The organism is Arthrobacter sp. SX1312 (assembly GCF_002929295.1).
In the GTDB taxonomy this organism is placed as follows: domain Bacteria; phylum Actinomycetota; class Actinomycetes; order Actinomycetales; family Micrococcaceae; genus Arthrobacter_D.
In genome coordinates, this window is record NZ_PJIM01000003.1 from 558522 (window position 1) to 576934 (window position 18413).

Consider the following 18413-nt stretch of genomic DNA (forward strand, 5'->3'; position numbering starts at 1 on the left):
CGACCCGGCACCCTCCGCGTGATCCCTGATCATGCCCACCCGGCGCCCTCGCCCGGTGAACATGGTCGAACATTCCCACCCTGCGGACCCGGGCATGGGGACGAACGGCCCGGCGCCCGGCATGAGCGCCCTTCCCGCGACGTGGACCGCGTGGTGGAATGGCGCATGACGCGCGTCATCTTCTACACCGCCACCACCCTCAACGGCTTCATCGCGGACGAGCACAACTCGCTGGAGTGGCTCTTCGCCGTCGAACCCCCGCCCCCGGAGGAGTACGAGCGCTTCTTCGACAGCGTGGGCGTGCTGGTGGAGGGCTCGACGACGTACGAGTGGGTGCTGGCCTTCGAGCGGCTGCTGGAGGAGCCGTCCAAGTGGGGTTCGCTCTACGGCGACCGGCCCACCTTCGTCTTCACCACCAGGGAACTGCCTGTCCCGGAGGGCGCGGACGTACGCCTGGTGTCCGGAGACGTCCGGCCGGTGTTCGGGCAGGTGAGCGACGCGGCAGGACCGCGGGACATCTGGGTGGTCGGCGGGGGCGACCTCGCGGGGCAGTTCCTCGCCGCGGGCCTGCTCGACGAGATCCGGATCGCCGTCGCACCCGTCGCGCTGGCGGGAGGAGCGCCGCTCCTGCCCCTCCGCGTCGAACCCGACCGGCTGACGCTGCGGTCCGTCGAGCAGCAGGGGCAGTTCGCCGTCCTGACCTACGACGTCGCGGCCGGGGACCGCTAGGCCGCCGTCGCTCAGCGGCGATTGCGCCACGCTGCGTCAGCCCTGGTCGGCACCCGGGACGTAGGTCTGCTGCCAGCGCCCGAGTTCCTCGAAGAACTGCGCACGGGCCGGCTCCGGCGAGAGCGCGAGGTCGTGGATGCCGCCCGCGATGCGCACGAGGGTGACGAGACGGCCGAGCTTCGGTGCCCGACCGGCGATGTGCGCGACGTCGAGCACGACGTCGGTCGACGAGATGCGCGTGGGCTCCTTCACGGGATTCGAGGTGGCGTCCGAGCACGCGACGAACACCGGGCAGTCGATCGCGAGCCCACGGTTCAGTTCCGCGTGCCCGCGGCGGATGGCCCGCAGCCAGCCGGCGACGACGGGGAAGCCGCCGTGAGGCTTCCACGCGAGGTCGTACTCCCACTCCCCGCCCGACTCCCGGTGCAGGTACCGGCCGTAGCCGGAGCCGAGCTTCCCGACGACGGCACGCGGCCTGAGCGTCCCGAGGCGGTGCACGGCCGCGGTGCCGAGGGTCCGCTGGAACAGGCTCGCGTTGAGGTCGAACCAGGGGCTGTTGAGGACGAGGCCGTCCACGATCCCCTGCCCGTGACGGCGGTGCGTCCACAGGGACGTGACCAGGCCGCCCGTCGAATGGCCCATGACCACGAGGACGTCGTGCCCCTCCTCCTCGCGGATGATGCGTGAGGCCTCATCGAGTTCCTCGTCGTACGCGTCCAGCGACGTGATGTAGTTCGGCGTCTGGTGCTCCCGGAGGGACCGCCCGTACTTCCGGAGGTCCAGCGCGTAGAAGTCGAAGCCGGCGGCCAGCCAGGCGTCGGCGAGGTGGGTCTGGAAGAAGTAGTCCACGAAGCCGTGCACATAGAGGACCGCCCGGCGCGAGCCGGCGGGGAGGGTCCGGCGCACGAGCGTCGCGACGACGTCGCCCTCCTCGTCGGGGCGCAGGGACAGCGTCCGTACCTCGTAGCCCGCCCCCAGGATGTCCTCGCGGTAGGCGTCCTGCTGTTCTGTCTCGGTTCTCATCATGATCCTCGTCGATCTGTTCCTGCCGGACGGGCTCCGGTGCGGCACGGGCGACCTGCCGGGCATCGTTCACCGGGTGGGACCGCCGTCACCAGTGTGTCACCCGTCACCTCTACACCGCCGCCACTGCACCGTCGCGGCCTCCGGTCCACGCCCCGTTGCCGTTCGGAATACATTGGCATCATGAGCATCGACAGGACCGTGGACGGGACGCGCGACGCCGGCACGGGCACGACCATCGACATCACGACGGCGACAGCGGCCGACGCAGCACAGCTCGCCGCCGTCGCAGCCGTCACCTTCCCCCTGGCCTGCCCGGCCGACTCCCTCCCCGAGGACATCGAGCGGCACATCGCGACCCAGCTCTCCGCGGAGCGCTTCGCCGCGTACATCGACTCCCCCCGGCACACCATCCTCTGCCTCCGCGAGGGTCATCGCATCGGCGGCTGGAGCATGGTGGTGGTGGACCAGCCCACGGATCGGGACGTCCTCGCGGCGCTCTCGATCTCACCCACCGTGGAACTCAGCAAGTTCTACGTCCACCCCGACCACCACGGTGCCGGCGCGGCCGCGGCCCTGATGCAGCGGACGCTGGAGCTCGCCGCCGGGTCGGGCCTGCCGGGGGTGTGGCTCGGCGTGAACCAGGAGAACGCGCGGGCCCTCCGCTTCTACACGAAGCACGGGTTCCGGCGCGTGGGGACCAAGCGCTTCCGGCTCGGCGAGCGCTTCGAGGACGACTTCATCATGGAACAGGCGCTCCCCGACGGGGCGGGGAACGCCTGACGGGCGACCGTTCCGCGCCGGATGGCCGCCCGGACCGTGCGGGGCGTCCATCGGGCGTTCGCCCGATGGATGCCCCGGCGAAGCGCTAGCCGACGGTGAGTTCACCCATCTGGCCCCAGCCCTCGGCGCCGATCCGCTCGCTGATGATCTCCGGCGTCTTCACGAGGGCCTGCGGCATGTCCTGCATCGCCCGGGAGAAGTGGTCGCTGTTCACGTGCGCCTCCGCGGCGTCGTCCTGGAACGCCTCGACGAGCACGAACTGGTGGGGGTCCTCGACGCTGCGGGACCAGTCGAACCAGAGGTTGCCCGGCTCCTGGCGCGTCGCCTCCGTGAAGTCCCGCGTCAGGTCGATCCAACGGTCACTCCACTCGGGCTTCACGGTGAATTTGACGACGATGAAGATCATGGGATGGCGCCTTCCTGGTGGATGCTCGGTACCTCTCCAACCTATAAGGTCCTCCCGCGGGCCGCATGCGGGCCTGCCCCCTGTGCAGGGGGAGTTGTCGGACCGCGGAACTCGGGTGCAGCTCCCGCCCCCTGACGAGGGGCCGCTCCGACCTCAGGGGCGTTACCGTCGGACCCTGTCCACCGGGGCAGGACGAGCGGGAGGAGAGCCGTGAACTGGGAGCCGGTCCTGGAGCTCGCCGTCGCGATCCTGGCAGCCTATGCGTTCCTCCTCGCCTGCCTCGCCGTCTATGCGCAGCGGCATCCGGAGGTCATCTCGCTGCGGGACGCGCTGCGCCTGGGCCCGGACCTCCTGGGGCTGATCCGCCGCCTCGCAGCGGACCGTTCGGTCCCGGTGCGGGCGCGCGTCCTGCTCGGCCTCCTCGTGGCTTACCTCGTGGTGCCGATCGACCTCGTGCCAGACTTCCTGCCCGTGATCGGTTATGCGGACGACGTCGTCATGATCGCCGTCACCCTGCGGGCGGTGGTGCGGGCCGCAGGTCCGGAGGCGCTGACCCGCCACTGGACGGGGTCCGACGCCGGCCTGCGCGCCGTCCGCGCACTGGCAGGCGTGGGTCCGGGAGCCGGTGGTGCAACCGGCCGGGCGGACGGGACCGACGACGACGGGGCGGACGACGACGGGGCGGACGACGACGGGGCCGGCCGCAACACGGCGTAACGCAAAGGCACGGACGTTTTTTGAACGGGCGTAGTCTCCTGCGCATGCAGCAGTCCACGGGATCGATCCCCACCCTTGACCTCAGCACCGCCCGTTCCGCCGATGGATCCTTCACCCCCGGCTTCATCGAGGAACTGCGCGACGCCGCCCACACCGTCGGCTTCTTCCACATCATCAACTACGGCGCCACCCTCACGCAGGCGGACGATCTCTTCGACGTCACCCGCCGCTTCTTCGAGCTTCCGCTGGAGGAGCGCCTCCGGATCCACAACCGGTCGTCGCCCCACTTCCGCGGCTACGCCGGCCTCGGCACCGAGATCACGCGCGGCCGCCCCGACGCCCGCGAGCAGATCGACTTCTCCCCCGAGCGGGAGCCCCTGGCCGACTACCCCGCCGACGAGCCGTACTGGCTCCTGCAGGGCCCGAACCTCTGGCCCAGCACCGCACTGCCCGAACTCGAGGAACAGGCGATGGCCTGGGCGGCACTGATGTCGCGCGTCGGCGCCGAACTCCTCTCGGCGATCGCCGTCGCCCTCCACCTCCCGGAGGACTACTTCGCCGAACCCTTCGAGGGCACCCCGGCCTGGATGGCCAAGCTCGTGCACTACGTGGGCGGCGTCGTCGAGGGAGCCGGCTCGCAGGGCGTGGGCGCCCACGCGGACTACGGGTTCGTGACCCTCCTGCTGCAGGACCAGGTGGGCGGCCTCGAGGTCCTCCCCCACGGCGCCGACGAGTGGGTCCCGGTCACGCCGATCCCGGGGGCGCTCGTGGTGAACCTCGGCGAGATGCTCGAGGTGGCCACCGAGGGCTACCTCGCGGCGACCATCCACCGCGTCACCGCACCCGCGCCGGGTGTGGACCGCTACGCCGTCCCGTTCTTCTGGTCCCCGCGCCTCGACGCCGTGATCGAGCCGGTCCCCCTGACCGAGGACCTGCGGTCCGCCGCCCGCGGCATCTCGGACGACCCCGAGAACCCGATGCTGTCCTCCTACGGCTCCAACGTGCTGAAGGGCCGGGTGCGGGCGCATCCCGATGTCACCGAACTCCACCACCCGGAGCTCGCACGGAAGTAGCCCCTCCGACCCGGCACGAACGACGGCGGCGGCACCCACCCGGGTGCCGCCGCCGTCGTCGTCCATGGAACGTGAGGGAGAGCGCTCAGGCCTCGCCCATCATGAGGCCCTCGATGGAGTGCTTCTGCGTGATCGGCACCAGGGTGTCCACCACCGGGCAGACCACATGGCGGCGGACCCGCTCGGGCAGGGCCTCGTAGAAGGGCTTCGTCACCGCCATGGCGTGGTGTTCGGCGTTGCCCGCGCCGGGGGCGTCCACCCCGAGCACGAGGACCGGCCGGGACTTCTGCGACTCGTTCTTCGTGCCGCGGTGGATCGTCAATGCGGACCGGGCGGAGATGTCACCCATCGTCGGGAACTTGCGCTCGGCGAGACCCTCGTACCGCGCATACGCCGCCTTCGGCGGGAACATCTCGTGGTCGAAGCCCTCGGGCAGGTCCCACTGCGTGCCGGGAGCGACCTCGAAGGGACCCATGTCCTCCTCGGTGTCGACGGCGGTCAGGTTGAACGCCAGCGACGTCAGCCGCCCCGTCTCCCGCGTCTCGGCCGGCATCGGGAAGTCGCGGTGCCAGGGCTGGTTCACGGCGCCGGGCCCCGGGACGTCGAAGCCGAGTTCCACGATCTCGTAGTCCGGACCCAGGACGGACTCGCACACCATGCGCACCCAGGGGTGGTCCACGAGATCGACCCAGCCCCGCATCTGCTCGGGGTGGATCTCGACGTAGTGCCGCTTCGGCCCCCGCCCCACGGCGCCGTCCGGCCGCGCGAGTGCCTCGGCGAGGGCTGCGTCGATGTCCTCGCGCATCTCCGCCGCCCACTCGCGGGTGAACGCGCCCGACCGGGCGATCACGCCCCGCGTGTACAGGCCTTCGACCGCGGCCGCCGCCTCGGGCGACGCTCCGTCGGGGATCCGGGACTCGACCGGTCCGGGGTTGACAGTGGAATCATGCATGCTCAGGCCTCCAGGCGTTGCCCATCACGATCTTGCGGATCTCCGCCACGGGAAGCTTCGGCTTCCGGTTCTCGTCCGTGAGGCCGTTCGCCTCCTGCAGGGTGTCGGTCAGCTGGGTGTAGCAGAACCCGGACAGGAACGGGCTGTCCTCGAGGGCCGAGATCAGCGCCTGAAGACGCCGCGCGAAGTCCTCGCCGGACTCGGCGGTGGAGTAGCCCCACGTGTCGATCGGGCTGTTCGGCGCGTAGAGGATCCCCCCGAACTCGGACACCATGACAGGTTCGGTCCGCGGCAGGCCCGGCAGGACGCTCAACCGGCGTCCGGCCGGCCCCACGCCGTCGACGAGCGACTGGAAGGTCGGCAGGTCCCGGTAGCTTGCGTGGAGGTCGTCGTACGTCGTCGCGTAGTCGTGGACGGTGAAGATGTCCGACTCCACGTGCTCCCAGCCGTCGTTGGAGATGACCGGCCGGGACGCGTCGAGGGCCTTCGTCAGGTGGTACATGGCCTGGGCGAAGTGCTTCTGCCGCGGGTCATGGGAGATCTGCTGCACGCCCCAGCTCTCGTTGAGAGGCACCCAGGTCACGATGCACGGGTGGGACCGGTCCCGCTGCACCACGCTCACCCATTCCCGGGCCACGCGCTCCATCGCCGTCGGCGAGAATTCGAACGTGCTGCCCATCTCCCCCCACACCAGCAGGCCGAGGCGGTCAGCCCAGTAGAGGAACCGGGGGTCCTCCACCTTCTCGTGCAGGCGGGCGGCATTGAAGCCGAGGTCCTTGATGAGCTGGACCTCCTCGCGCAGCGCACCGGCGTCCGGCGCGGCGAGGAGCGACTCCGGCCAGTAGCCCTGCTCGAGCACCGACCGCACGTAGAAGGGGCGGTCGTTGAGGAGGAAGTGGCGTCCGGCGGTCCCGACGCTGCGGAGACCGAAGTAGGACCACACCTCGTCCACCGGTGAGCCGTCGGCGTCGAGCAGGGTGACGGTCGCGTCGATGAGGCGAGGATGGTCCGGGGACCACAGCAGCGACTCGTAGGCCTGGCCGTTGGCCTGGTGCGGGATCACGCAGTCCATCACGACACGGGACTGGGTGGCCGACGTCGAGTAGGTGCCCAGCGGCCGGCCCTCGAAGCTGAGGTCGACACGCACCGTGAGGGCGCCGATGCGCTGCGGCGAGATGTCGAGCTCGAGCCGGGCGGAGCCGTTCGGGACGTCAGGCTCCCAGGTCGCCGCCTCGATGAACGACGCCGGGACGGATTCCAGCCAGACGGGCTGCCAGATGCCCGTGGTGCGGTGGTACCAGATGACGTGCGGATCCTCGAGCCAGTCCTGCTTGCCGCGGGGCTGCGCGACGTCGTGCGGGTCGTCCTCGGCCCGGACGACGAGGACGAGGTCCTCGCCCGTCCTGGCATGGCTCGTCACGTCGAAGGAGAAGGGGCTCTGGCCGCCCTCGTGGGAGCCGACGACCTGCCCGTTGATCCAGACCGTCGCCCGGTAGTCGACGGCGCCGAAGTGGAGCAGCAGGCGGTCACCCTCGCCCGCGCGGCCGCTCTCGTCGATGTCCGCCTGCGTGATCGTGCGGCGGTACCAGACCACCGGGTGGAACCCGGTCTCGTGCACGCCCGACATCGCGGACTCCGGGGGGTACGGGACGGTGATGGTGAGGGGGAACGGCGTGCCGGCGGAGAACCAGGAGTCCGCTTCGCCCGCGTCCTCGTCGTCGTGGCTGAAGTCCCACTGGCCACCGAGATCCGTCCATCGGCGGCGGAGGAGCTGGGGCCGCGGGTAGGTGCCGTCCTGGGTACTGGCTGTCAACGCTTCTGGAGTCCGCATGCGGATATCTTGTCCCATATTTGCAGCGCTGTAAAGATCCTAGTGGGGCTGTAGGGCCGGGGCTCCGAGGGGTGCGCTCTCCCGGATCGTCAGCGCATGGGAGACGATGCGGTGCCGTCCCACACCGTGGTAGCCGTCGATCCGCTCGCGGAGCAGTGCGAGAGCGGTGGACGCGAGCTCCCGCTTGTCCGGCGCGACCGAGGTCAGCGACGGACTCGCCCACCGGCCGAGCTCGGTGTCGTCCCACCCGACGACCGCGACGTCGCGCGGCACCTGCACGCCCGCCTGCCGCAGTGCGAACAGCGCGCCCGTCGCGAACCTGTCGTCGCGGCAGATGAGGCCGTCGAAGACGAGGCCGGAGGCGACGGCGTCGCGTACCGCCCGGGCACTCTCCTCCGGCGTGAAGTCGGACACCGACAGCACCAGCCCGGGATCCAGGGGAATCTTCGCGTCGACGAGGCCCTGCTGGTACCCGAGGAGCCGCTGGTCCGTGGATCCCGTGGCGTCGCCCGCGACGACGCCGAGGAACGCGATGCGGCGCCGGCCCTCGCCCACGAGGTGCTGCACGCCCTCCTGCGCCGCCACGACGTTGTCGATCATCACGTGATCGGCCGTGACGGCCATGACCGATTCCCCGAGGAGCACCACGGGGACATCGCGCTGCAACCGGGCGACCTCCATGGACTGCATCCGCACGGGATGGAAGATGACGCCGTCCACGAGCCCCGTCTCCCGGTCGTTCAGCACGGCCCGTTCCGCCGCGGGGTTGCTCAGCGTCTGCTCCACGATGACCCGGTAGCCGACGCGGCTCGCCTCCTCGGCGATGTACCGCGAGAGTTCCGAGAAGTACGGGTGGTCGATCTCCGGGATCGCGAGGGCGATCATGCCGGTCTTGCCCGTGGCCAGACGCCGCGCCGTCAGGTTCGGCTTGTAGCCCAGCTCGTCGATCGCCTGCTGCACCTTCCGGCGCATGTCCGGCGTGACGTGCGGATAGTCGTGGACGACGTTCGACACCGTCTTCATCGACACACCGGCCGCTTCGGCCACATCCGCAAGTCGGACTCTCTTCATCTACGTCTCCTCGGGTCGACCCCAGTCTAGATCGGCGCGCCGAGGGCGCCACGCCGGGACGGGATTCTCCGGGACAAACTGCTGGACAAACTGCTGGACACCAATTTTACAGCGCTGTAAGCTCGGTCACACGCCGAGCCACTCACCTGGAAGTGCGCAACGTTTTCAACGAGGAGGACACATCATGACCCATCCGAAGCGATCCCTGCGCGGACGACTTCAGGCTGCAACAGCCCTCAGCGCCGTCGCGCTGCTCGGCCTGACCGCGTGCGGCGGCTCGGGCAGCGAGCAGGCCGCCAGCGAATTCACCGGCGAGTACGACGGCCCCGCCGTCGAGCTCTCCTACTGGAACGGCTTCACCGGCGGTGACGGCCCGTTCATGGAGAAGATGGTCGAGGAGTTCAACGCTGAGCACGAGAACATCAAGGTCGTCTCGAACACCATGCAGTGGGCGGACTTCTACCAGCGCCTCCCGGCGGCCGTCACGGCCGGCGAGGGCCCGGACGTCGGGGTCATGCACCTGGACCAGCTGTCCACGATGGCCGCGCGCAACGTCATCGTGCCGGTCGACGATCTCGCGGACACCCTGGAACTGACGGGCGACGACTTCACCCAGGAGGTCTGGGACGCCGGCGTCTACCAGGACGAGCGGTTCGGTATCCCCCTGGATGTCCACTCCCTGGCCATGTACTACAACACGGAGCACTTCGAGAAGGCCGGCATCACCGAGGCACCCACCGACGCGGCGTCCTTCGAGGACGCACTGAAGAAGCTCCAGGCGGCCGGCTACGACACGCCGTTCTGGATGCCGGCGCTCTGGCCCAGCCACCTGATGAACCTCTCCCTCCAGTGGCAGAACGGCAACGAGCCGTACGACGGCGAGGCGTCCCAGGCCAATTTCGCGTCGTCCGAGGGCCTCGAGGCCATCGAGTGGCAGCGGGGCATCGTCGACGACGGGTACAGCCCCTCCAACGTCGCGATCGACTCGCAGTACGTCGCGTTCAAGAACGGCGAGAACTCGATCACCTGGGACGGAATCTGGCAGTTCAACGACCTCGAGGCCTCGGGCATGTCCTACGCCGCGGCGCCCATCCCCACGATCTTCGACGAGAAGGCGGTATGGGCAAGCTCGCACAACTTCTTCCTGCCCCGCCAGGCGCAGCCCGATCCTGACAAGGCGGACGCCGCCAAGGTGTTCATCGCCTGGATGAGCGAGAACTCGGCCGAGTGGGCCGGCTCCGGCATGATCCCCGCCCGTGAATCGGTCCGCGCCGAGGGTGCCCTCGACGGCATGCCGCAGGAGGCCATCGCCGAGGACGTCGACTCCATGCGGTTCCTCCCGGCGGTCCCCGGTATCGGCCAGGTCCAGACGGAGACCCTCGAGGTCGGCGTCAACAAGGCCGTCCTCGGTGAGGAATCACCCGAGGACGCCATGACCGAGGCGGCGGACAACGCTTCGACGCTCATGGAAGAGAACAAAGCGTCGTTCGGAGAGTAAGAACCATGACCACGCTGAAGCAAGAAGGGGGTGCCCCTTCGCGGAAGGGGGCACCCCGCCCGTCGGGGACCTCGTCGTCCCGCGAGATCCGCAAGCAGGCCGCAGCCACGCCGTGGCTGTTCCTGGCCCCGTATCTCGTCCTGTTCATCGCGTTCGTCCTGGTGCCCATCATCTTCGGTGCCTGGATCAGTCTGCACACCTGGGACTACACGCGGCCGCTCAAGCCGTTCGTGGGTCTCGGGAACTACGCCGAGCTGTTCAGGCCCGGTACCGGACCGTTCAACAACTTCTGGGGGGCGATGCAGGCCACGGGCATCTTCACCCTGTTCAGCGTGCCGCTCCTGCTCGTCATCCCGCTCGCCGTGGCCATCCTCATGGCGAAGAAGTTCCCCGGCCGCAACTTCTTCCGCGCGGTCTATTTCGCGCCGTACGTCCTGGGTGTCGCAGTCATCGGCGTCATGTGGCGCTACCTGCTCGACAACAACATCGGACTGGTCAACTACTACATGGGCCTGCTCGGCCTGCCGAGCGACATCGCCTGGACCACCTCGACCCCGGCCGCATGGGTGGCCCTCGTCGGCGTGACCGTGTGGTGGACCCTCGGGTTCAACGCCGTCATCTACCTCGCCGGCCTGCAGGACATCCCCGCGGAGCTGTATGAGGCGGCCCGGATGGACGGCGCCACTCCCTGGCAGCAGTTCATCAATGTCACCCTCCCCGGCCTCCGCCCGGTGCTGTCGTTCGTGACCCTCGTGACGCTGATCGCGTCCGTGAACATGTTCGGCCAGTCCTACCTCATGACGCAGGGCGGACCGGGCAGGGAGACCCGCACGGCGATCTACCAGATCGCCGACACAGGCCTCCGCAACTTCCAGATGGGCAGCGCGGCCGCCATGAGCTACGTGCTGACCCTCTTCCTCATGGCCCTGAGCCTCGTGGTCTTCTGGCTGTTCCGCGAACGGAAGGATGTCCGATGAGCTCGACCGTCGAGACCCGCACCCCTCGTACCGACGAGCAGTCGGTGAAGCAGGCGCGAAAGCTCCAGCCCCGCACCCTCGCCAAGATCGTCCTCCTCACGCTGGTGGCACTGGTCTTCATCAGCCCGGTGATCTTCATGATCGTCACCTCGTTCAAGACGCGTCCCGACGCGACGTCCATCCCGCCGTCGTGGATCCCCAACCCGTTCTCCCTCGAGGCGTACCGGACGCTCCTCGCGCCAGGGTCCAACACCCCGGTCCTGCGGTGGTTCTTCAACAGCATGGTGGCCGCGATCCTCCACTCGGCGCTCGTCGTCGTGACGGCCTCCCTGGCCGCATATCCGCTGGCCCGGATGAACTTCCGCGGCAAGAAGATCGTCTTCGCGGTCATCGTGGCGACGCTGCTGGTCCCCCCGGTGATCCTCGTGATCCCCAACTACCTGCTCGTCAGCGACCTCGGCTGGTTGAACTCGCTCGTCGCGATCATCGTGCCGACGGCGGCTTCCGCTTTCGGCGTGTTCTTCATGCGGCAGTTCTTCATCTCCCTGCCGGAGGATCTGGAGGAGGCCGCGCGGATCGACGGTGCCAACCGCGTCCAGATGTTCACGCGCATCATCCTGCCGCTCGCGAAGCCTGCCATGGCCACGCTGGCGTTGCTGGCGTTCCTCGGCAACTGGAACGACTTCCTGTGGCCGGTCTACGTGCTGTTCACCCCCGAGGTGCAGACCCTGCCACCTGGCCTGTCCACGCTGCAGTCGGCCAACGCGGTGCGTTACGACCTGCTGATGGCGGGAGCCGTGATCGCGAGCGTTCCGGTGCTCGCGCTGTTCGTCTTCCTCCAGCGCTTCATCATCGAAGGCGTGTCCCGGTCCGGGGTGAAGGGTTGAGGCGTCCGTTCCCCGGCCGCCTGCTCTCCCTCATGGCGGTCGCCGCGCTTGCAGCGGCGACCGCCGGGTGCGCTCCCTCGGAGACGTCGGAGGCCGCACCCGCGCCTGCGCCCGAGGAGCAGAACCCCACGCGGGTGCTGGACGAGGAGTTCGCGGACCCTGACATCCTCCAGGTCGGCGACACCTACTACGCCTACGCGACCGAGGGGAACCGCAAGAACGTACAGGTGGCGACCTCCGAGGATCTCCTCGAGTGGGAGCAGCTCGACGAGGACGCACTGCCGGAGCTCCCCTCCTGGATCATCCCGGGCAAGACCTGGGCGCCGGAGGTGACCGAGGTGGCGGAGGGGCAGTTCGTCCTCTACTTCACCGGCACCAACTTCCAGCCGACGCTGCAGTGCATCGGCGTCGCCACGGCCACCGATCCCGCGGGACCGTTCACGGTCGTCGGGGACTCGATGCTGGTCTGTCCCGAGGACGAGGGCGGGGCCATCGACGCCAGCACCGTCGTGACGGACGACGGCCTGAACCTGGTCTGGAAGAACGACGGCAACTGCTGCGACAAGGACACCTGGATCCAGACGGCGCCGCTCTCGGCGGACGGGCTGGCACTCACCGGTCCGCCGCAGAAGCTCATCAAGCAGGACCTCGCGTGGGAGGGCGACCTCGTCGAGGCACCGACCGTCGTGCAGCGGGACGGCGGGTACGTGCTGCTCTACTCCAGCAACGACTACGGGGGCCGGTCCTACACCGTGGGCCGGGCCTCCGCTCCGGCGCTGGAGGGGCCCTGGGAGAAGTCCCCGGAACCCTTCCTCTCCTCGGACTCCTTCGGCGGCGACCGCTACATCGGGCCGGGCGGCCAGGACCTGGCCACCGCTCCCGACGGCCAGGTGTACCTCCTGTTCCACAGCTGGGACGCCGCAGTGACCTACCGGTCGATGCACGCGGAACCGGTGGAGTGGGGCGGTGCCGAGCTGTCCCTGACGGACGGCTGAACACCGCCCCGCCTGCGGGGTACCCGGCATCACCCGGACGACGGCGCTTCCCCCGAGGCGCCGTCGTCCGTCGTTGCGGCCGGGCCCTCGATCCAGCGGATGCGGATGGGACCCCGTGCGTCCTGGGCCACAGGGTCGCCGTGCTGGGTGACGTGCACGAGCCCCTCCCCCGCCAGGTCGAAGGCGATGCGTCGCGCCGCGGGCATCAGGTCGCGCCACTGATCCCCGCCGATGCTGCGCGCGGCGTCGGACGGGCACAGCGTCTTCCCGCTGCCCCGCTGCGCGGCGATCCGCAGGATCTCGGCCCGCAGATCGGGATCCGTGACCCCGTCAGGCATCGTCCGTCGCGTCCCCCGCCGCGCGGCCGGCGGAGCCGCCGGGCTTCTTCGGGTGCATGCGGTCGAGTTCCTGCAGCGCTGCGGTCCATCGCGCGGTGCGTTGCGCCGCGGACTGCTCCCACCAGGGCGTCCCCCGCTCGCCGAGCCCTTCCTTGGCGAGCTGGACGGTGCGCCGCGCGCGGGGCAGGGCCGCGCCGTCGTCGCCCTTCGCACTGTTGCGCACGCCCGAGCGTCCTCGCCCGAGGTGGGACATCAGGCGCGCCTTCACGTCGTCCGGCAGCGAGGGGTCGGTCTTCCGCCAGCGGCGGCCGCTGTGGAGGAAGAACCGCTCGTCGTCCGTCGTGTTCCGCAGGTCGGTCATGCGGGCCTCAGCTCGAGGATCCGGGAGGGCCGACGAGCAGCAGCACACTGAAGACCACGGAGATCCCGACGACGGCGACCGCCAGCGCGACGAGCGGACTGCGCAGCACCCATGCCTGGAGCCGCTCCACGGGCGTCCGCGGCGCCTCGGCCCCCGGGGCCAGGCGCCAGGTCCCGGCGAGCTGTCCGCGGCTCTCGATCCACCGCTCGTAGGGAATGGTCGCGAACGGGACGACCGCCGAGGCGAGGCCCAGCAGTCCCGTCACCACCGACCAGCGCTGGTTGATCCAGATGAAGACGGTCGTCGCCACGAAGCAGAGGAACACGAAGCCGTGCACGGCTCCCGCCGGCGGGACGACCGCCTCGGTGGTCCGCGTGACGTACTTGAGGAACATGCCCAGCAGCAGGAAGGCCCAGGTCACCGCCTCCGCGACGGCGACGGTGCGGAAAAGCGTGCGGGGGTTCATGGGGCTCCTGGTCGGTCGGCGATCGGTGCCTCCAATTCTCCCAGACCCTCGACAGCTCGCGTGCCCGCTCATGCTGGGTATCCTCTACTGTCGGTGGGTTCGCGCTGCACCCCGACAGGTCCGGGGCCGCACGCCCTGTGACCCCTGCCACGGGATCGTCGGCGGCCCGTGATGGACTGCTGGTCTCCCCGGCACGACGAAAGGACCAGCGGCCCATGTTCCTGCTCGACGCCCACGGCGCCCCGGACGCGACGCCCCCCGACCTCGTGTTCTCGGCGACGGACCTCGTCACCGCGTCGGAGTGCGGGTACCGGCTCCTGCGCATCCTCGACGAGAAGCTGGGACGGGCCCCCCGGGCCCACTTCCCCGTGGACGGGATGCTGCAGCGCGCCGCCGCCCTCGGGGACGTGCACGAGCACCGGGTCCTCGACGAGCTGGTGGCCGAGCACGGGCTGTGGTCGCCGGGCAACGTGTCGGGCGTGTACGACGTCGAACCGGCCGCGTCCCTGGACCGGGCCACCCTGGAGGCCAAGCATGAGGAGTCCCTCCGCGCCCTGCGCTCCGGCGCGGCCGTGGTGTTCCAGGCGGCGTTCTTCGACGGCATGTTCCACGGGCGCTCGGACTTCCTCGTCCGGCAGGACGACGGCGCGTACGCCGTCTGGGACACGAAGCTCGCCCGCCACGCGAAGGTCGGCGCCCTGCTGCAGCTCGCCGCGTACGGCGACCAGCTGCAGGCGGCGGGCATCCCGACGGCGGACGAGGTGACGCTCGTCCTCGGCGACCGCCGCCGCAGCACCCATCGGCTGCCCGATCTCCTGCCGGTGTTCCGCGAGCGACGCACCCGCTTCCTCGAGCTCGTGCACGGCCATCGCAGGCAGGCGGACCCCGTCGGCTGGGGCGCTCCGGGCGTGGCCGCGTGCGGGCGGTGCGACTACTGCGCCGAGCAGGTGCTGGCATCGCGGGACCTCCTCCTGGTGGCGGGGATGACCGGCGAGCGCAGGGCACGCCTGCAGTCCCAGGGCGTCACCACGATCGACGACCTCGCCGCGCTGCCCGACCGCCCGGAGGACGCCGCCCTGACGAGGCTGCAGGAGCAGGCGCGCCTGCAGGTCGGGGCGATCGCCGTGGACGGCGGCGTCACCTACCGCGACGCAGAGGGCACGGAGCGCACGCTGTCCTACCGTGTCCTCCCGCAGCACACGCTGGGGGCCCTGCCGGCGCCGAGTCGCGGCGACATCTTCTTCGACTTCGAGGGCGATCCGCTCTGGCAGGACCCCGAGGACGGCAGCTGGGGCATCGAGTACCTGTTCGGCGTCGTCGAGCAGCCGGACCGCGACGGTGAGCCGCCCTTCCGTCCGTTCTGGGCCCACAGCCGTGCGGAGGAGCGCGCGGCGTTCGTCCGGTTCCTCGAGTACGTCCGGCAGCGCCGCCTGCAGTACCCGGACCTGCACGTCTACCACTACGCGGCCTACGAGAAGAGTGCCCTGCGGAGGCTGTCCCTCGTCCATGTGATCGGCGAGGACGCCGTCGACACCCTGCTCCGCGAGGGCGTCCTCGTGGACCTCTACGAGACCGTGCGCCGCAGCCTCCGTATCTCCGAGCGCTCCTACGGCCTCAAGAAGCTCGAGCCCCTCTACCTGGGCGGTAGCCTGCGTTCCGGGGACGTGACCGACGCCGGAGCCTCGATCGTCGCCTATGCCGCCTACTGTGCCGCCCGCGACGCCGGGGACGGCGCAGCCGCGGCGGAGATCCTCGCCGGCATCACCGATTACAACCGTTACGACTGCCTCTCGACGCTCGGGCTCCGGGACTGGCTGCTCTCGCTCGGGCAGCGGCACGCTCTCCCTGGTGTCGCGGGTCTCCCGTCCGCCGCGCCCGCCCCCGCCCCTGTTCCGGACGCCGAGGACCTCCCCGCCTACGGCCCCGCCCCCGAGGAGGCCAGGCTGCTGGCGTACCTCGCCGACCTGCCGACCGGTACGGGGAGGGGGGCGGACCAGCAGGCCATCGCGCTCGTCGCGGCGGCCGTCGGGTATCACCGCCGGGAGCGGAAGCAGTTCTGGTGGTCCCATTTCGACCGGCTCGCCGCACCCGCCCATGCCTGGGACACCGCACGTGACGTGCTGGTGTTCCGGACCCTCGAGGTGGTGCAGGACTGGGCCAGGCCGACCTCCCGCTCGAACCCCGTGCGGCTGCTGAAGGCGACCGGCACCCTGACGGCGGGGGCCGACGTCAGGGAGGGCTCGACCTACTTCGCGATCTACGACGCGCCCGTCCCGCCCGATGCGGACAGCATCGACGGCGGCGGCACGGGACGCGGCGGCTGGTTCGGCGTCGAGGTGACGGAGCTGTCCGAGGATGCGGACGGCGTCGCGACCGTGGTGTTCAGGGAGAAGCTGCGGCGCGGAGCGCCGGAGCGTCCCGAACTCCCCCTGGCCCTGGCCCCCGACCAGCCGCTGATGACGAGATCGATGCAGGACGCGCTGGCCGCCCTCGCGGACCGGGTGGGCCGGTCGCTTCCGGGAGTGCCCGGGGACCCCGCGCTCGACCTCCTCCGGCGCGTCCCCCCACGCCTCGCGGGCGGCGCCGAACCACCCACGGCACCGCTGCACGGGAACGGTTACGCCGAGGGCATCACCGCCGCCCTGCACCTCCTCGAGGACTCCTATCTCGCCGTGCAGGGTCCGCCCGGTACCGGCAAGACCCACGTCGGCGCCGACGTCGTCTCCCGCCTGGTGCACCTCGGGTGGAAGGTGGGCGTCGTCGCGCAGTCGCACGCCGTCGTCGAGAACCTGCTGTGCCGTGCCATCGAGGCCGGTGTCCCCGCCGACCAGGTCGCCAAACGCACGGAGACACCCGACACACCCTGGACACAACGGTCCGACGACGACGTCGCCCGCCTGATCGGCGGACCGGGTGGCTGCCTGGTCGGAGGTACGGCCTGGACGATGACCGGGAGCAAGGTCCCGGTGCACTCCCTCGACCTGCTGGTGATCGACGAGGCAGGGCAGTTCTCGCTCGCCAACACGATGGCCGTGGCCCGCGCCGCACGCCGGCTCCTCCTGCTCGGTGACCCGCAGCAGCTCCCGCAGGTCACCCAGGGCGTCCACCCGGAGCCGGTCGACGGATCCGCGCTCGGCTGGCTGTCCGCCGGGCACGCGACACTGCCCGGGCGGTTCGGGTACTTCCTCGCGGACACCTGGCGCATGCACCCGGACCTGTGCCGCGCGGTGTCGGCCTTCGCGTACGACGGCCGGCTGACCACGGCTGCAGCAGCGCGCGGGCGGCGCCTGGAGGGTGCTCGACCCGGCATCGAATGCGTCATGGTCGACCATGAGGGCAACGCGACGGCCTCGGCGGAGGAGGCAGCGGAGGTCGTCGAGCAGGTGCGGCGCCACCTCGGCCTGGCCTGGACCCCCGTGCCGGGTACCGTCCCGCGCCCGCTCGCGCAGGAGGACATCCTCGTGGTCGCGCCGTACAACGCCCAGGTGCAGCTCACCCGGCAGGCACTGCGGACGGCCGGGTTCGGGGACGTCCGGGTGGGCACCGTGGACAGGTTCCAGGGTCAGCAGGCCGTCGTCGTGATCGTCACCATGACGGCGTCCTCCGCCGCGGAGGCACCCCGCGGCATCGGGTTCCTGCTCAACCGCAACCGGGTCAACGTCGCGGTCTCGCGGGGGCAGTGGCGCGCCGTCGTCGTCAGGTCCCCGCGGCTGACCGAGCACATGCCCTCCACGCCGGCCGCCCTGGAGGAACTCGGTGCGTTCATCGGCCTCTGCGACGGGGAGGGCTGAGACCTCCCACGCCCCGCCCGGAGGCGGCCTGGTTCATCGGGCGGCACAGCGGCAGCGGCCGGATGCCGGAGTCGGACCCGCCCGGCGGCGCGGCAGATGCGGGTTAACGAAGAAGCAGGCCGGACCGAGGTCCGACCTGCTACTCGCGAAAAGATCTAGTGGAAGATCCGAGCCTTAGAGGGGCTGGATGTTCGACGCCTGAGGACCCTTGGGGCCCTGCTCGGTGTCGAAGCTGACCTTCTGGTTCTCGTCAAGCGAGCGGTAGCCGCTCGCATTGATGGCGGAGAAGTGTGCGAACACGTCTGCGCTTCCGTCGTCGGGAGCAATGAATCCAAAGCCCTTTTCAGCGTTGAACCACTTCACGGTACCTGTTGCCATTTTTGTTTATCCTTCTGAAATTCAGACGCACTCCGACTTTCGGAGCGCCCCAGTCGCGGCGTGCTTGTCCGCTTTTTCAGAGACACGATCCGTCCCGTAAGGGCCAGACCGCGTGAAATACAAATGCGCAACACTAC

At 70.1% G+C, this 18413-nt stretch carries 18 protein-coding genes; 9 read left to right on the plus strand and 9 right to left on the minus strand.

The window, feature by feature from the left end; genetic code table 11:
- Positions 1-165: 165 nt before the first annotated feature.
- The gene (locus CXQ92_RS15735; protein WP_104168841.1) at positions 166-729 is read left to right on the plus strand and encodes a dihydrofolate reductase family protein; all 564 of its coding nucleotides are present in this window, start codon (positions 166-168) and stop codon (positions 727-729) included.
- 36 nt (positions 730-765) lie between these two features.
- Here the strand turns inward: CXQ92_RS15735 and CXQ92_RS15740 are convergent, their stop codons facing one another.
- Positions 766-1755 (minus strand): alpha/beta hydrolase, encoded by a 990-nt coding sequence (locus CXQ92_RS15740; RefSeq protein WP_258069994.1) that lies wholly within the window; start codon positions 1753-1755, stop codon positions 766-768.
- Positions 1756-1935: 180 nt separating this feature from the next.
- Between CXQ92_RS15740 and CXQ92_RS15745 the strand changes: the two genes are divergently transcribed.
- Positions 1936-2535 carry an N-acetyltransferase gene (locus tag CXQ92_RS15745; RefSeq protein WP_104168677.1) on the plus strand — a complete coding sequence of 200 codons (600 nt, stop codon included), beginning with the start codon at positions 1936-1938 and terminating at the stop codon, positions 2533-2535.
- 85 nt (positions 2536-2620) lie between these two features.
- Here CXQ92_RS15745 and CXQ92_RS15750 read toward each other — a convergent pair whose 3' ends face one another.
- Positions 2621-2941 carry a putative quinol monooxygenase gene (locus CXQ92_RS15750; protein ID WP_104168678.1) on the minus strand — a complete coding sequence of 107 codons (321 nt, stop codon included), beginning with the start codon at positions 2939-2941 and terminating at the stop codon, positions 2621-2623.
- A gap of 210 nt (positions 2942-3151) precedes the next feature.
- Here CXQ92_RS15750 and CXQ92_RS15755 point away from each other — a divergent pair, with 210 nt between their 5' ends.
- Both CXQ92_RS15755 and CXQ92_RS15760 read left to right on the plus strand, forming a co-directional pair.
- Positions 3152-3658 carry a DUF1232 domain-containing protein gene (locus tag CXQ92_RS15755; protein ID WP_104168679.1) on the plus strand — a complete coding sequence of 169 codons (507 nt, stop codon included), beginning with the start codon at positions 3152-3154 and terminating at the stop codon, positions 3656-3658.
- A gap of 44 nt (positions 3659-3702) precedes the next feature.
- Complete coding sequence (locus tag CXQ92_RS15760; protein WP_104168680.1) at positions 3703-4731, plus strand: isopenicillin N synthase family oxygenase; 1029 nt, start codon at positions 3703-3705, stop codon at positions 4729-4731.
- An 85-nt stretch (positions 4732-4816) separates the two neighbouring features.
- On the opposite strand, the gene CXQ92_RS15765 is transcribed toward CXQ92_RS15760, so the two are convergent.
- Genes CXQ92_RS15765 through CXQ92_RS15775 form a run of 3 tightly spaced genes read right to left on the minus strand, consistent with a single transcriptional unit; the run spans position 4817 to position 8585 of the window.
- On the minus strand, positions 4817-5683 hold the full coding sequence (locus CXQ92_RS15765; RefSeq protein WP_104168681.1) for a phytanoyl-CoA dioxygenase family protein: 867 nt from the start codon (positions 5681-5683) through the stop codon (positions 4817-4819).
- On the minus strand, positions 5676-7514 hold the full coding sequence (locus tag CXQ92_RS15770) for a glycoside hydrolase family 2 protein (protein WP_104168682.1): 1839 nt from the start codon (positions 7512-7514) through the stop codon (positions 5676-5678). The genes CXQ92_RS15765 and CXQ92_RS15770 overlap by 8 nt, the downstream gene beginning before the upstream one ends.
- A gap of 39 nt (positions 7515-7553) precedes the next feature.
- Entirely contained in the window at positions 7554-8585 is a 1032-nt protein-coding gene (locus tag CXQ92_RS15775; RefSeq protein WP_104168683.1) for a LacI family DNA-binding transcriptional regulator, read from the minus strand.
- A 184-nt stretch (positions 8586-8769) separates the two neighbouring features.
- Here CXQ92_RS15775 and CXQ92_RS15780 point away from each other — a divergent pair, with 184 nt between their 5' ends.
- Genes CXQ92_RS15780 through CXQ92_RS15795 form a run of 4 tightly spaced genes read left to right on the plus strand, consistent with a single transcriptional unit; the run spans position 8770 to position 12942 of the window.
- Positions 8770-10083 (plus strand): ABC transporter substrate-binding protein, encoded by a 1314-nt coding sequence (locus CXQ92_RS15780; protein ID WP_104168684.1) that lies wholly within the window; start codon positions 8770-8772, stop codon positions 10081-10083.
- A gap of 5 nt (positions 10084-10088) precedes the next feature.
- The gene (locus CXQ92_RS15785; protein WP_104168685.1) at positions 10089-11060 is read left to right on the plus strand and encodes a carbohydrate ABC transporter permease; all 972 of its coding nucleotides are present in this window, start codon (positions 10089-10091) and stop codon (positions 11058-11060) included.
- Positions 11057-11947: a carbohydrate ABC transporter permease gene (locus CXQ92_RS15790; RefSeq protein ID WP_104168686.1), complete on the plus strand. Its 891-nt coding sequence runs from the start codon at positions 11057-11059 to the stop codon at positions 11945-11947. Before CXQ92_RS15785 ends, CXQ92_RS15790 begins: the two co-directional genes overlap by 4 nt.
- The gene (locus CXQ92_RS15795) at positions 11944-12942 is read left to right on the plus strand and encodes a glycoside hydrolase family 43 protein (protein WP_258069995.1); all 999 of its coding nucleotides are present in this window, start codon (positions 11944-11946) and stop codon (positions 12940-12942) included. The genes CXQ92_RS15790 and CXQ92_RS15795 overlap by 4 nt, the downstream gene beginning before the upstream one ends.
- A 29-nt stretch (positions 12943-12971) precedes the next feature.
- On the opposite strand, the gene CXQ92_RS15800 is transcribed toward CXQ92_RS15795, so the two are convergent.
- The 3 genes from CXQ92_RS15800 to CXQ92_RS15810 are packed head-to-tail and all read right to left on the minus strand — an operon-like array spanning position 12972 to position 14107.
- The gene (locus tag CXQ92_RS15800) at positions 12972-13280 is read right to left on the minus strand and encodes a DUF3253 domain-containing protein (RefSeq protein WP_104168688.1); all 309 of its coding nucleotides are present in this window, start codon (positions 13278-13280) and stop codon (positions 12972-12974) included.
- The gene (locus tag CXQ92_RS15805) at positions 13273-13641 is read right to left on the minus strand and encodes a 2-polyprenylphenol hydroxylase (protein WP_104168689.1); all 369 of its coding nucleotides are present in this window, start codon (positions 13639-13641) and stop codon (positions 13273-13275) included. Before CXQ92_RS15805 ends, CXQ92_RS15800 begins: the two co-directional genes overlap by 8 nt.
- Positions 13642-13648: 7 nt before the next feature.
- Entirely contained in the window at positions 13649-14107 is a 459-nt protein-coding gene (locus tag CXQ92_RS15810; RefSeq protein ID WP_104168690.1) for a DUF3817 domain-containing protein, read from the minus strand.
- A 215-nt stretch (positions 14108-14322) separates the two neighbouring features.
- Here CXQ92_RS15810 and CXQ92_RS15815 point away from each other — a divergent pair, with 215 nt between their 5' ends.
- Entirely contained in the window at positions 14323-17898 is a 3576-nt protein-coding gene (locus CXQ92_RS15815) for a TM0106 family RecB-like putative nuclease (RefSeq protein ID WP_104168691.1), read from the plus strand.
- Between the two features lie 174 nt (positions 17899-18072).
- Here CXQ92_RS15815 and CXQ92_RS15820 read toward each other — a convergent pair whose 3' ends face one another.
- The gene (locus CXQ92_RS15820) at positions 18073-18276 is read right to left on the minus strand and encodes a cold-shock protein (protein ID WP_026533290.1); all 204 of its coding nucleotides are present in this window, start codon (positions 18274-18276) and stop codon (positions 18073-18075) included.
- Positions 18277-18413 lie beyond the last annotated feature (137 nt).

Excerpts from the sequence above, each read along its gene's own strand:
- CXQ92_RS15790 (WP_104168686.1), top strand. The coding sequence starts at position 11,057 with ATGAGCTCGACCGTCGAGACCCGCACCCCTCGTACCGACGAGCAGTCG.
- CXQ92_RS15800 (WP_104168688.1), bottom strand. The coding sequence starts at position 13,280 with ATGCCTGACGGGGTCACGGATCCCGATCTGCGGGCCGAGATCCTGCGG.
- CXQ92_RS15750 (WP_104168678.1), bottom strand. The coding sequence starts at position 2,941 with ATGATCTTCATCGTCGTCAAATTCACCGTGAAGCCCGAGTGGAGTGAC.
- CXQ92_RS15760 (WP_104168680.1), top strand. The coding sequence starts at position 3,703 with ATGCAGCAGTCCACGGGATCGATCCCCACCCTTGACCTCAGCACCGCC.
- CXQ92_RS15815 (WP_104168691.1), top strand. The coding sequence starts at position 14,323 with ATGTTCCTGCTCGACGCCCACGGCGCCCCGGACGCGACGCCCCCCGAC.
- CXQ92_RS15740 (WP_258069994.1), bottom strand. The coding sequence starts at position 1,755 with ATGATGAGAACCGAGACAGAACAGCAGGACGCCTACCGCGAGGACATC.
- CXQ92_RS15770 (WP_104168682.1), bottom strand. The coding sequence starts at position 7,514 with ATGCGGACTCCAGAAGCGTTGACAGCCAGTACCCAGGACGGCACCTAC.
- CXQ92_RS15780 (WP_104168684.1), top strand. The coding sequence starts at position 8,770 with ATGACCCATCCGAAGCGATCCCTGCGCGGACGACTTCAGGCTGCAACA.
- CXQ92_RS15820 (WP_026533290.1), bottom strand. The coding sequence starts at position 18,276 with ATGGCAACAGGTACCGTGAAGTGGTTCAACGCTGAAAAGGGCTTTGGA.
- CXQ92_RS15810 (WP_104168690.1), bottom strand. The coding sequence starts at position 14,107 with ATGAACCCCCGCACGCTTTTCCGCACCGTCGCCGTCGCGGAGGCGGTG.
- CXQ92_RS15785 (WP_104168685.1), top strand. The coding sequence starts at position 10,089 with ATGACCACGCTGAAGCAAGAAGGGGGTGCCCCTTCGCGGAAGGGGGCA.
- CXQ92_RS15805 (WP_104168689.1), bottom strand. The coding sequence starts at position 13,641 with ATGACCGACCTGCGGAACACGACGGACGACGAGCGGTTCTTCCTCCAC.
- CXQ92_RS15745 (WP_104168677.1), top strand. The coding sequence starts at position 1,936 with ATGAGCATCGACAGGACCGTGGACGGGACGCGCGACGCCGGCACGGGC.
- CXQ92_RS15735 (WP_104168841.1), top strand. The coding sequence starts at position 166 with ATGACGCGCGTCATCTTCTACACCGCCACCACCCTCAACGGCTTCATC.
- CXQ92_RS15765 (WP_104168681.1), bottom strand. The coding sequence starts at position 5,683 with ATGCATGATTCCACTGTCAACCCCGGACCGGTCGAGTCCCGGATCCCC.
- CXQ92_RS15775 (WP_104168683.1), bottom strand. The coding sequence starts at position 8,585 with ATGAAGAGAGTCCGACTTGCGGATGTGGCCGAAGCGGCCGGTGTGTCG.